We start from the raw sequence: 14,152 nt of genomic DNA on the forward strand, positions 1-14,152 counted from the left end.
TTGCCACGTAGGAGGATGAACATGAACCACAGGCTGCGAATGATCAAGTCAGCGCTTGTTTTCTTGTTTTTGTTAAGCGTCCTCTTTGGAGCGCTGGCTTTACTACCTGCTCTAGCGCAGACGCCGGGGTCAGCCCAGTCCGACAAAGCCCTATCCCCGTTGTTGGGTGATGCTTCGATGCTTTTGGGTCCATCTCGCACTGGGTACATTGTTGACGACGGCGATCCGTATCCCTATTTTCGGAGGTCACTAACCACAGACTGGGTAACTGTGACTGGCAGCGGTGGTTGGAATAACGACTACTTGTATGCACTGGCCAATAACAGCGGCGATTGGGCGGAGTGGCATCCAGACCTGCAGACAGGTTGGTATGAGGTATGGGTCCATTACTATGCCTTTGCTAATCGGCGCGACGATGTAGAGTACAAAGTCTACCATGCTGGTGGCGTGAGAACGCATCGGATCAATCAGCGATTGCTGGCGGATGGCTCAGATGGTTCTGCTGGCGCTAATTCCGATTGGGTGCTCCTGGGGACCTATCGCTTCCTGGGTAACACGTATTTCGATTACGTGCAACTTAGCGATGCTACAACACCATCAGGCACTCCTACTCCTGGTTATGTGATTGCTGATGCAGTGAAGTTCGCCCCGTTGGAAGTATGGGTGGATGATGACTACTATGATATGGGTATGAATGATGGTAAATTGTGGGGAGTGAATGCTTTCAATCGCATTCAAGACGGCCTTCTCGCGGTAGCGAGCAATGGAACGGTATGGGTCAAGCCGGGTACTTACGTGGGGCCGATTACAGTGACCAAGGGTATCACGCTGACCAGCACTGGCGGAGCATCTTCCACGGTAATCACTGTTACAGCTTCTGCAGGCACTGCAGTATGGATGCTGGCTAGCGGAGCCACAGTGAAAGGCTTCACTATAGAGAGCAATGGCGCCGAGTGGGGCATTGCTGACGGAAGCACGGGGCTGTGGAACTGGGAAATTGTGAACTATCGCGTCACGAACAACATTGTCCGCGGTTTTGGAAATGGAATTGTGTTCTATCGGGCTAGTGGGGAAGTGAGCTACAACCAGGTCTATAGCAATACCAAGAGGGGAATATGGATACAGGAATTTCCGACTAGTGCCCCTGCCTCCACGTCCGTGTTGAGCAATACTTTATATGGAAATGGCGGACCTGCTGCTGACTATGATATTCAGATTCACGATTCATATACAGGAACAACGGTGATGGGGAACAATATCACCGGTTCAGGAGGCAGTGGCGAAGCAGGTATTTTTGTCTACAATGCAGCGGGGGACTTGGTGCTAGCGAACAATACACTTAGAGGCTGCACAGAAGGCGTGCTTATCCTGCAAGATAGTGGCACTAATATCATCCAGAAGGTGAACCTATACCGCAACGAGATCACTGGCAACTCGACGGGCATTCGCGTCCGGCGAACGGGTGGGAGCGCCTCACTGCGTCAGATAACGATCGGTGGAAGCCTTGCCAACTCCAACCGCATCTATAACAACACTGGATATGAGGTGCGCTTGACAGGTTACTCGCCCAATATCACAGCAACGCACAACTATTGGGGCGTGTGCACATGGCGTGAGATCGAGGATGAGATCTACCACGATTATGATTCGGCCGCATTGGGGCTGGTCACCTATGAGCCAGCAATTTGTGTGCCCGCTCGGGTTGATGTGCAAGTGGTACCTCTCACTTTGCCGGCTGATGGCGTTTCAACTGCTGTCGTTACAGCGACAGCGTATGATTTCTTCGGAAGCCCCGTGTCGAATGGCACGATGATTGGGATTACCACTACGTTGGGCAGTGTTCCTTATGCATATGTGGAAGAGAGCGATCCATCCATCTCTTGGTCAGGTTCTTGGGGCCCTGGTTCACACGCCTGCGCCAGTGGAGGTCAGTACGCTGGGACAGGCGATCCTGCTGCTAGGGTTTCTTGGAGTTTTAACGGCACGGCTGTATCGCTGGTATACCTCAAGGTTCCAGGTGGTGGTCAAGCCGATGTGTTCATTGATGGGAGCACGACTGCCAGCAAGAGGATTGACATGTCCACCTCCATCGGGACCATTGAGTGGCGTGTGGAGGAAGTCATTACCAATGCGCTGAGCGCTACAGGACCACACACGATTACGGTAGCGCCAGTAGCGGGTGGTCCAATCTGGATAGACGCCTTCCGCTCCGGCGGTACGGTGGCTGGGCAGGGACGCATTGTAACTCTTCTCACTTCGGCGCTGGTTTCCGATACCGCTACTGTATGGGCAAGTGTGTACAATGGGCGCATTGTCACGGATTGTACGCTTGTGGATGTCCAGTCCGTTGTTACGGATACCGAAAATGTGCTCTTCCAGGGAACTAACGTGGGCGTTTTGAAAAGCGCCTCGCCAAGCCAATTGAGCCCTGGGCAACAAGTAACCTATGTGATTACCTACACGAATAGTGGCCCAGCCCGTGCAACGAATGTGGTGATCACCGATACCTTGCCGGCTGATTTCCAATATGTGTCTCATCGTTCTTCGCCCAGTCTTCCAGCACCGCAGCCTTCTCCACCTATTACCTATGTGGTCTGGAATGTTGGGAGTCTAGCTCCACGTGCAACGGGAGTGATTACCCTAGTAGCGCGTCCTGATCCCTCTGCATCCTGGCCATCAACTCCAGATTTGCGCACCAATGTAGTGCAAATCAGCACCAGTGTTACGGATACCAATGTCGGCAATGATCAGGCTTGGGCCGATGTCACAGTAGTGCCCAATCCTCCGGCATTCATTACCGTTACTGCTTATCCCACAGCGATTCCTGCTAATGGGGTGGCGACATCCGTGATCACCGCCGAAGTAAGGGATCAGTATCACAACCCGGTGCTTGACGGCACGCCAGTTACTTTCACGACCAGCCTAGCAGGCACCCTATTCCCATCGAGCGGGAGCGCAACTGGATATGGTTCCACCACGGGTGGATTTGCAACCATCACGCTGCGCGCGGGCACACTGGCGGGCATGACAACCATCACAGCAACTGCCGGCACGGCGCGGGGCACAACGCGGGTACAGCTCGTTGCTCTGGAGCCCTATTCGGTCACTATCTCTGCGCATCCGTCCGTGATTCGGGTGAGCAGGAGCGACATCACCAGCACACTGCGCGTTACCGTCACGGACCAGTATGCAAATCTGGTCCATGGAGCTGCCGTTACGTTGACCACTGATGCAGGGACGCTGCAAGCTCCCGGCGGCATCACGGGAAGTGAAGTGATCGTTACTACCACGAATGGCATTGCCCTTGCTGGTCTAGCCTCAGATACCACGGTGACCACCGCTACAGTGACAGCCGCTATCACCACCACTGGGCGGCCCACAGCGACGACACAGGTATACTTCCAGGCTGGTTTGCCATACACGATTACTTCTGAAGCATATCCGACGACGGTGCGCGTTTGCGGAGATGAAGCGATCATCCGGGCCACGATCAAGGATGAATTCGACAACCTAGTGGAAGATGGTACACATGTATCCTTCCTTGTGGTTCCTGGTGAGCGTGGGGATATGTATCCTAGAGAAGCACGGACGGTGAACGGAGTGGTTACCTCGACACTGCGCACCAAGGCCTACCTGTTTGGGCAGCGTTTCCTCGATGTCTATATCACGGCTGGCCCTGTAGGGCATCAGGTGATGAGGCCTCAGCACATTGACCTGGAGGTAGGTCTCGCTGCTGCAGCGTCTTTTAGGCTTTCGCCAACTCCAATTCAAGCAGGTGGATTGTGGTATCAACTCGAGATGCGGATCAGGGACTGTGCGGGCAACAACGTACAAGATGGCACGGTCGTTACTTTGACAAGTTCGCTGGGGACGATTACGCCCACGGTAACTAGTGTGGCTAATGGCCTGGCCCTAGCCACTTTCCGCACGGGGTGCGAGGCCGATTGGGCTGTGCTTTCGGCGACAGCGGACTCCCGCACCTTTACTACCACACTGCTTATCGAGCCAGGCAAGCCGGATCACGTTAGTGTGGATATCTCGCCAACGACGATCCTCAACTGCGGAGGACGGGCAGTGGTCACTGCGACGTTGCGCGATGTCTGTAACAACCTGGTCAAAGATGGCACACAAGTCCAATTCGCATCCCATTATGGCTATGTGACTGTCTCGCCGCATGTCGCCTCCACTCAGAGGGGAGTAGTAACCGCTACGGTCGTAGCCGATCGGAACAAGAAGATCGAGCCACGTGACTGGCCTACGTTTGTAGAGCAGGTTGATGTCACTTCGCCCCCTGCTCTATCGGACTTTGTCAATGTCTTCATCAGGCCAGGCCTCCCTCGACATATCACCCTTCAGGCAGATCCAGAGGAGATACCGATTCTAGGGGATGTCAATGGTTACAATATCACGGTGGTGGCTGCGGTATATGATTGCAGTGGTACGCCAGTCCTAGATGGCACAGCGGTAAGAGTACAGACGGACAAGGGCATCTTCTTGGAGACCGCAAGTTGGTATGTGGATCAAACTACAGTTGGGGGCTTGGTTACGGTTACGCTGACGTCGCAATCTGTTGCAGGTAGAGTCAACATTACGGCAACAGCGGGCTCAGCTGTAGGCACAACCCACGTGTACTTCAAGCCAGGCGAACCTTTGAGGATATCGGTGTGGCCACATCCAGACACTATCTGCGCGGATGGGCTATCGAGATCACAGATTACGGCGCAGGTCTTTGATTTCTATGGTAATGAAGTTGGCGCAGGCGTTACCGTGACCTTTGTTACTGACTTTGGGCACTTCCTAGGTGTGGGTGATACGTATGTAACCACCACACAAGAGGGCGGATACGCGTTCGCTACGTTGATTTCGGATACGCAACCACGCACCGCGACCGTGTTGGTCAATACAGAGAACTTGAGGCAGGGATATTGCTACGCGTACTTTGTCGAGTGCCGCCGGCTCTATCTACCCCTGATCATACGCAGGAGATAGCTCTTAGAGCACCGGTAACGGTTGACAGGGCCTCGCCAGATGACTGGCGAGGCCCTATTTTTATGCAGGCGAAGCAATCTCAAGCACCTAGCCAGTGGGTTGATTCGCACGCACAATGTATAGGCGCGATCTTTTCACTCCAGAATATAGCTTTTGAACAGAAGATTCACATTTCAGTTAGTCTGGCCAAGTGGAAGAAGTTAGCCAATAGTGGAAATACGGTACCCAGATGCGATAGATACGGATTGGGGTAGGGGCGGGTTGTGCTGTTGGAGTTGCCGTTGGAGTATACGTTGGGTTTGGTGTAGGTGAGGGCAGTGGAGTAGGAGTGAGCGTAGGGACTGGCATCAGGCCAGCCAAAGCGCGGTAGAGGTTCAATCTTCCCCAGCCTATGTAGGGATCAAACCCTGGATAAAGGTCTGAATTGACATCGTCTGCTTGGGTTTCCAGCCTTTGCTTGATCTGCACATTAGTGAAGTCAGGTCGCCAACTCCAAAGCAATGCAGCCGCGCCAGAAACATGGGCAGCGGCCATGGAGGTGCCCCGCTTATAGTAGTAGCTATAGGGCGGCAGCCAGGTGCTGAGAATGGCTTCTCCTGGAGCGGCAATATCCACTTCAGGACCATAGCAGGAGAAACTGAGGCGTTGGTCATATGAGTTAGTGGCAGCGACTGCCATCACCTCGGGGTACGCGGCAGGGTAGAGCACGCTGCCCCCATTATTGCCAGATGCGGCTACTAAGAGAACTCCTCTTTCGTAGGCATAACGGACCGCTTCTCGGAGCACAAACGAGGATTCATCTCCACCCAGGCTGAGGTTGATGATCTGCGCACCATTGTCCACCGCGTAAACGATACCAGCAGCAATGTCATAATAATAACCATCGCCATGTTGGTCTAGCACTTTGACCGTCATGACGCGTGCACCCCAAGAGACCCCGGCAATGCCAATGGCGTTGTTCGTTTCAGCAGCAGCAATGCCAGTGACATGCGTGCCATGGCCATTGTCATCTTGGATGATACGATTCTCAGCGGGTATGCAAATGCCAATATTGCAATTCTGATAAAAGTGCCAGCCGTGGACGTCATCCACTTTGCCATTCCCATCATCGTCTATGCCATTGTCTGGTATTTCTCCTGGATTCTGCCACAGAATATTGCGAAGGTCAGGGTGCTCTAGGTGAACACCTGTATCCAGCACGGCGATAATCGTTCCTTGGCAATGGGCAATGTCCCAGGCTTGTGGAGCGCCGATTTTAGGCAAGGCCCATTGGTAGGGCCATTGCTCATCGTTGGGCACTTCCAAGGCGTGCGCTTGATAATTCGGTTCAGCGTACTGCACAAATGGATCGAGCTGGAGTTGCGTTACTATGGACTTTTCTGCACCAGCAGGAACTTGCCACAGCATCACGCCCAGTTGAGGAATCTGAGCCAGCATTCGTATCTGGGAATCATCGGCCATGGTCAATAGGTGCGGTAGCGTATCAGCCTGCTTATATTTGACCAGGATCTGACTTTGTAAATAGACTTGGCTCGTGGCAGAAGAGGCTGGGTCCTGTGCCTGTATGGGCTGCATAAGTACTGCTAATGCCATAAGTACTGCCAAAGCCAGACAGAAATAAAGACATGGCCGTGAAAAGCACCTGCCAGTCTCGTCTTGTTGGAAAAAAATGAGTAGATGCTTGTGTGAACGCAATGGTCTATTTCGCTGGCTACGACACGATGTTGATTTTTCAGGCAATTAATGATACTCCAATGGGCTTTCTATGATGCATCTTATTGCACATGGGCTACCCCGCTTTCAATCTTCCTGTTGCAACTCACAGCGTACGCTGCCTGCACTGAGCTCGTCAACAGGCTGCTTATCGAAGGGTGCATATAGATTGGAAACGGCGTACTTCCTTGGCCCATATTGTGAGAAAGGAAGCTAATGGATGATGGCATCCATTAGCCTCCTTACCTCTAATTTTGATGCAATAGGAGCTCAGCGCACAATGGTGGTTGTGGCACTAGCCGTCACCGTCTCGATCCAGGGGTGAGACACTGTGATGGTGGTTACTACCTGGCCGGTAGCTGTCGAGAAGGTCCACAGAGTGAACTCTCTCGTCCAGGTAGCACCAGGTGCCAGCGATGGGATCACCCAGGAAGACGGGTTGGGCCAGATGATGTAGGCTGGACCGGTCCAGGTTGCGACCACATTGACATTGGTCAGCGTGGCACCACTCTGGTTTGTTACCGAAGCAGTGTAGCGGATTGGTCGCACAGGACCAACGAACTGTGGAGCGGTGAGGGTAGCTGTGACCCAAGGCAGCCTGGTTGTCGCGGTCAGACGGTAAGTCTGGCGGCCACGGATGGTCACGATGGCCTCGTTAACAATGGGGCCTACCGCAAGCGGATCCACCTGCACCTGGTAAGTGATGTAGGCATCGGGCGTGTGCAGCACCTTACCACCGACGCGACCTCCCCAGATGATGCGCCCGCGTTCATCCATGTCTCTACGTGTCAATGGGTCTTTCATAAACTGGGCGCCAGTCAGAGAGCCTTCAACGAAGGTAGTGCCCTTCGGGATGGGGATGTCCACCGTCGCTAGCGCGCTGGTGCTGGCAGCATCCTTGATATAGACTACATAGGTGAGGATGTCGCCCGGCGCGGCACTGGTCTTATCCACCATCATCTCGCCAAGGAAGGTATCCGTGTTGTTCCAGACGAGTACTTTACCCCAGGACAGGTCAGGAGCTTCCTCGATGACCTTGATGTGCACACCATAGTTGTTCTCGCCGGGGTTGCCAGTTGTGCCACCGTAGCCTACGCCCGAGGAATACCAATACCAGGCAGAACGGCCACCTGGATACTCCGTGCCATCGAAGCGCAAGGGAAAGCCCTCTGGATACTCTGGCGGTGCGATGCCATAGTGATCTGGGGCAGGAATTACACAGCTCGCATCCCAGTCTTTGGTTGCCCAGATCAAGCGTGCATCGCCAGGGCCACGCGGTACGTACTCAAGGCCCGGATACCAACCCAGCGAATCGTGAAAGGCGGACACGGCAAGCCTAGATGGGAATTCCTCATCGGGGTTGTAATTGCGCCAACGCTCAGTTACGTGGAATGGCTCTGTATCGCGCAGGCCGAAGGCAGCATCGCGCATTTGGATACGGCCGTGCAGGTTCGCCACTTCGTTTACGTAATCCGACGTCGTGGAGCGCCAAGGTTCAAAGTGCGCATCAACGAGCAGGCAGGCGCCCTTGGGCCCAAAGGCAGGGCCATCGGCCAGGTACATGAACACCTCATTGTCTGTGTACTTGAAGTTGCGGTACCACAGCAACATGCCAAAGTCCTTGATGTTGTAGCGCCCACTGACCAAGCCTGCATCGAAGCCACAGGCATTGCGCCATTCTGCAATGTAGTAATGCGGATAATAGAAGTAGCCGTCGAAGCAGGTCCATTCTTCCACTACCCATTTCCCATTGGCGGTTTCGGCATCATCGGAGAAGATCACCGTTCCATCGGCGCTGATGACAATGTTATCCAGGAACCAGCCTAGGCCGAGGACAGCGGGGTCGGTCTCATAGCGGAAACGCAGCAGGACATTGCTCTGGCCGGCATAAGCGCTGAGGTCCACCGTCTCATCAAGCCAGCCCTCGCTGAAGCCCGTGTAGCCCGGCATCTCATCGACAAAGTAGCAATCTGGGTCGTGCTGATCAGTAGTTGTTGTGCCAGGCAGTGAGGTCCAAGTTTCGCCGCCATCGGTGGATACCTGCACAAAGCCAAAGTCCCAGCCCTCTTCGATATCATACCAGGTCTTGAAGGTGAGTTGAGCACTGGTCGCCGAGCTGAGATCCAATGGTGCAGCAAGGGTCAGTTTGGCATCGAGCCAGTTCATTCTGCCACTGTACCACATGTACTCGCCGCTAGCCGGTGCGACGGGTTGCTCGATCTGCGAAGGCAAGTTGATGATCACAGAGTCCTCTGTACCGTCGGGTGGATTGCAAGCCTCGCCCAGGACAACTTCTGTGTCGGGGCTCATCGTGTTCAGCACTACTGGATCGTTCCAACCCAACAGGTACTTGTGCCAGGGGTCAAGCCCTGGTGGTATTGCACCTTGCGGCCAACCACCACCCCAATCGTCGGCCATCAAAGTCCAGAAGCCAGGCGAGGTCTCCCCAGGGTTGTAGGCATAGAGGTCAATTGTACCTAGGTTATGGGCAAACTCGTGGGCGAATACTCCTACATTACCATTTTCTGGCATCATGGTATAGGGACCGATCTTCAAGCCAGTGGTGCCAATGTCATAGAATGGCCATACCGACCAGCTATGCGACCAAATGGCATGCTCGCCAACTCCTGATTCTGCTAACAAGGCGGTGCTATCTTCCTCGCCCAAGCCAGCGTGCACGATCATAACTCGATCCAGAACGCCATCGCCATCCTGATCGTACTGCGCCCAGTTAAAATCTGGATAGGCAGCTACACAGGCATCAATGGCATCTTTCACCAAGTCGCGGGGGTCTCCACCACCAGGGAAGAAGCCATCGGCGATTCCCGAGTAGCCAGCTGAGCGCGCACCGGGGCAGGCATCCATACCATACCAGGCTTCGGAATGCGGTACCTGTACCCAACCAATAACATCACCCTCAACCGTATACAAACCTTTGGACTGCTCTTCATAGTACTGCCTCAGGCTATAACCACGAAGGTCAATGGTAACCGGGGTGCCATCTCCGAGTGTGTACTCGATGAAGACGCCATCGCCGAAAAGCATGTTCCAGTAGTGCTCTTGGCCAAAATCTTCCGTCCAAATAGCATTGTAGCCGGGGTGGGTAGTGGAGGCAGGTCTGGGGATCTGGTTGTGCAGCGGCCCGGAGTAGGTGAAGGTCTGTGTCTCGGTGATGATGCCCGAGCAGTCACCATAATCCTCGTAATCCACGACGCCTGGATCGCCAATGGGATCCCAGATGTCGCCAGGATTCCAGGTCGCTGTGTCTGTGCCCGCAAACTCAACCAGGATGACTAGCAGGCGGTCACTACCTGTCTTGGCTAGAGCTGCTGCCTCAGCCGTACGCCCTTGCACGAGCAACTGTTCGCGCTTGAGCAACCGCTTGTAATCAAAGGGGTTCGGTGCATCCTTGGGTTTAAAGAACTTGGATTTGGCTGGTGCGGTCTCCTCAAGAGTAGGAATTGGAGGTTGGGCCGATATCGCTGCAGGCAATACAGCGAGCAGCATGGCCAAGATGGTTAACAGAGCAAAACTTCTTACAAAAACCTTTCTCATTTGTTTTTCCCTCCTTGGTTATTTCGAGTTTTGTACTTGGCTTATATCCGTTTCCTGTATACTGGGGCCTCCATCACCTCCTTTCACTTTAAAGTCATGGCTAAAAGCAGTGATTTGTCAACTTGGCCTCTGGCTTACAGCAATAGTTCCATTCGTTTAGCCAAAGCAGGCTGGAAAGCAGACGAACTAGCGCGACAAATCTTCTGAGCTGCCCATAGTACAATACTAGTTGCTATAACCTCCAAATGATACAAAGCTCGAGCGTGCCCTAGGATAGTTTCTTCAACAGGCCAAAAGCAGCAAATATGCGGGGGATCTATTGTCATTATAACGCAAGCTCCCGCTTTTGTCAATGCCCTGTGTTCTTGTAACTGTTCAGTTTTGTGGTAAAGAATTTTTCAGCGAGCAACTTCACAGTACAGGACACAGTCCTGTCATGACGGCTGATTATTAGCAGTGGAAGCCAAATCATCGTCAGCCCAACGCAACGAGCATTAATCTAAACAATTACGTGCTGAAAACGCCTGCTACATTTGGCAAACAACGGTGACTTCAACCGTTGGCAAAACGGGAATTGCAGGTGTATCCGCTGCGGCAGTAGTGGGTGTCTCTAATGGCATGGGCGTATCCGTGGGCGTCAAAATTGGCTCTGGTGTAGGAGTCAATGTAGCTGTCGGCGGCTCTGTTGGTGAAGGAGTGGGTGCAACCGTCTCTGTAAACGTAAACGTCGGCATGGGCGTAGGAGAAACCGTGCTAGTAGCTGTCGGTGTCTGGTTGGGTGTGGGGGTGTCGATTGGGGCAGGACTGGGCTCCGGCGTTTGCGTCGGTGATACTACCGGTGTAACTGTAGCAGTGTAAATCAAAGCAGGAGTTCCGGTCCGTGAGGGACTTGGCAACCCTGTAGGAGTTGCCAGCGACGTCTGACCAGAAAACGGGGTAATAGTTGGTAAAGGAGTAGGCGGTGTGATCAGTGGTACAAGGGTGGGAGGAACGAATTCAGTTGGTGTAGCAGTGTGGGTTGCCTCTGGAAGCACGGCCGATGGTCGCAACTTCCAGCGCACAATTAAACTGGCTAGACCTAGACAGTACATGCACGATGTCGCCAATATGACCAGCGTGAGCAACAGAGACAGCAGCTTTTGATTCGTGCTTAGCTGCTCATACCAGTTGAAGAGTTTTCTCACTCGCTTTTTCCTAGCGTGGCATCTATCTGTATGGAATGGCTCAAGAGCAGCAAACCTAGCCTGTCCATTTGGTATGGCAAGAATGATAACATCTTTCGATAGGCTTGTCAAACATTTTGAGCAACTGCAACATTGGCTTAAAATTATATGAGTACTGAGTGCTCCTTTGTACTGCTTCTGGGCAAGGACAAAGGATAGGCCAGTTAGAGCGTTTGCAAGAAGGGTAAATTTTTATGTCCCTATCCAGGCTGAAACCACAGGAGGGATGGACCTCTTTTCTGCTACTGATGCTCATGCTATTGAGCGTGGTCTGGTCGGTGCGCGCGGCCGAATGGACTGCGGGATTGGCGATACTGCAGTGGATTGCCATAGGCGCTATATGGTTAGGCTTGCTTCTGGCCAAAGCACGGCGCATTCCGGGCCTCATAGCTCATCTGGTGAGCCTGATCCTCGGTGCTGCATGGGTTACCGCGATGCTGCTCAGTGCGTTCAGTCCGCCTGTGGTACCACCCTATCTCATTGCTCCAGAGCAAGGTTTGTTGGCCAGAGTGCATACAATGTACCAGCAGATACTAGCCTGGATTTTAGACCCTAGTGGAGCGGAAGTCTGGCTCTCCAATTTCATGTTTGTCGCTACTTTGGCCGTCCTGAGTTGGCTTTTGAGTTATTTCAGCGTGTGGTTCGTTTTTCGTTCCCACTGGGTTTGGGGCGCAATCGTGCCCGCAGGTATAGCCTGTTTGCTGAACGTCTACTATGCCCCACCTCGGCTGGCAATATACTTCGCCCTTTATTGCCTCTTTTCTTTGTTGCTATTAGTGCGCATGCATGTGTACATTCGCCAAGATCTTTGGCGCAAAGCCGCTGTCAATTACAACCTAGATGTGGACTTGACCTTCTTGCGCGATGGCTTTCTTGTATCGCTATTAGCACTCTTTCTCGCATGGAGCATCCCGGCTGTAGCCAGAAGTCCTATGCTGGCTGACTTCTGGGCAAAATTTGAGGGGCCATGGCACGAAGTGCAGACCCGTTGGACTCGCTTGTTCACTTCTCTAAATTATCAGGGTACATCGAGCCTGGTTCGTTTTGGGCGCACTATGACTTTGACCGGTGCGGTGACCCTCAGCAATGTCCCCCTCTTAGAAGTGCAGATTGAGGAACCTCACTACCTACGCGCCGTGGCCTACGACCTGTACACAGGAAGTGGCTGGATCAATACCGATAGCCTGGAATGGACATTGCAGCCTAACGACCCTCGGCTTGCTAGTGAGATGCCTTATATAAGGATGCAGAAAGAGATTACCTATACAATTCGCATGTTAGAATCTGGCGAGGATATATTGTTTTTCACTGGGGAGTTGCTGCGTGTCGATCAGTTTGCTAGGGTGCGCCTCGCTTATTTATCGCCGCCTGAAATAAGGAATATGGTAATTATCACAGGAAACCCGATGCCTATTCGAGTATCGTCGCCTGCCCTGGCGAGAAGCACGGTGGTTATCACTGAAAGCACGATCTACATCGGGGGAAACCCAGTGCCTATTCAAATATCACCATCACGAACTGCAGAAGCCTTGGTATCCATACTGCAAGCTTTGAAGCCTCTGCGCCGCAACCAAAGTTACACCGTTGTATCCCTTGTTTCTACAGCGACGGTGAGCCAATTGCGAGCCGCAGGCACGGATTACCCCGAGTGGATAAAAGAACGCTATCTGCAACTTCCGCGGAATTTCCCTGAAAGAGTGCGGCTTTTAAGTCAAGAGATCGTTAAAGACGCCAATAATCCTTATGATCAGGCAGTAGCCATTCAGAACTATTTGCGCGGCATCACCTATGATCAATACATCAATCCGCCTCCTGCGGGCCGAGATGCAGTAGATTGGTTCCTCTTTGAAAATCGGCGAGGCTATTGCGACTACTACGCTACAGCTATGGCCGTCATGTGTCGAGCCGTAGGCATTCCTGCTCGCGTCTCGCAAGGTTACACATCCGGCGAGTATGTCGCTGCTTCGCGCAGTTACATAGTGCGCCAATTAGATGCTCACGCCTGGCCTGAGGTGTATTTCCCAGGCTATGGCTGGATCGAATTTGAGCCTACTTCTTCTGAGCCCTTGATTGCCCGTCCCGAAGAGAGTGCCTTTCCGGTCTTGCCGGGACTGGACCAGTTTGTAGGGGAGTCGCAGGGAGGAGAGGAAGAAAAGTTTGGCCGCGATGAGGCGATTGCTGAGAGCGAGGATATTGAGGATATCACGCTGGCCTCGAGCAAGCTTTGGCAATCGAGGCTGTTATACGGGACTCTAGCTCTGGTCGGAGTGCTCGCTGGGATAGCGTTGATCTGTATAGGGTGGTGGTTTTACAGCCTGCGTGGCCTGAGTGCCGCGGCAAGCATCTACGAACAGATGCAACGCCTGGGTCGTTTGCTTGGCGTGGTACATCACAGGCATCAGACCCCCATTGAGTATGGAGAGTCCCTCGTTTCTTTGCTTCCCGAAGGCAAGGAAGCCATCCGATACGTAGTCCATTGTTACGTCAAGCAAAGGTTCGGCAAGACCGGACTGAATGCAGCTGAGGAGAAGGAGCTGAAGGAACAATGGCAAAGGCTGCGTGTGCTGATGTGGCGTCAGCTCTTTCGGCCTAGGTGGCCACAGCGCCAACCTCGCACAACAGTTTGGGTTTCGCCGAGTTCACTGCGTCCACCAACTTCGCTGAGGTAATTT

5 protein-coding genes are annotated in these 14,152 nt (G+C 53.2%); 2 read left to right on the forward strand and 3 right to left on the reverse strand.

Going from position 1 to position 14,152, the window contains the following annotated elements; all coding sequences use genetic code 11:
- Positions 1–21: 21 nt before the first annotated feature.
- On the forward strand, positions 22–4,989 hold the full coding sequence (locus H5T67_04790; protein MBC7244630.1) for a DUF11 domain-containing protein: 4,968 nt from the start codon (positions 22–24) through the stop codon (positions 4,987–4,989).
- A 177-nt stretch (positions 4,990–5,166) separates the two neighbouring features.
- Here H5T67_04790 and H5T67_04795 read toward each other — a convergent pair whose 3' ends face one another.
- The 3 genes from H5T67_04795 to H5T67_04805 form a co-directional block, all read right to left on the reverse strand.
- Positions 5,167–6,582, reverse strand: coding sequence for a peptidase S8 (locus tag H5T67_04795; GenBank protein MBC7244631.1), 1,416 nt, complete (start codon positions 6,580–6,582; stop codon positions 5,167–5,169).
- A 390-nt stretch (positions 6,583–6,972) separates the two neighbouring features.
- Positions 6,973–10,257 carry an immune inhibitor A gene (locus tag H5T67_04800; GenBank protein ID MBC7244632.1) on the reverse strand — a complete coding sequence of 1,095 codons (3,285 nt, stop codon included), beginning with the start codon at positions 10,255–10,257 and terminating at the stop codon, positions 6,973–6,975.
- Positions 10,258–10,784: 527 nt separating this feature from the next.
- Positions 10,785–11,441, reverse strand: coding sequence for a hypothetical protein (locus H5T67_04805; protein MBC7244633.1), 657 nt, complete (start codon positions 11,439–11,441; stop codon positions 10,785–10,787).
- Positions 11,442–11,674: 233 nt separating this feature from the next.
- Here H5T67_04805 and H5T67_04810 point away from each other — a divergent pair, with 233 nt between their 5' ends.
- Positions 11,675–14,149, forward strand: a complete 2,475-nt coding sequence (locus tag H5T67_04810; GenBank protein ID MBC7244634.1) for a transglutaminase domain-containing protein — start codon at positions 11,675–11,677, stop codon at positions 14,147–14,149.
- Positions 14,150–14,152 lie beyond the last annotated feature (3 nt).

This window comes from Chloroflexota bacterium (genome assembly GCA_014360905.1).
Lineage (GTDB): Bacteria > Chloroflexota > Anaerolineae > UBA2200 > UBA2200 > JACIWX01.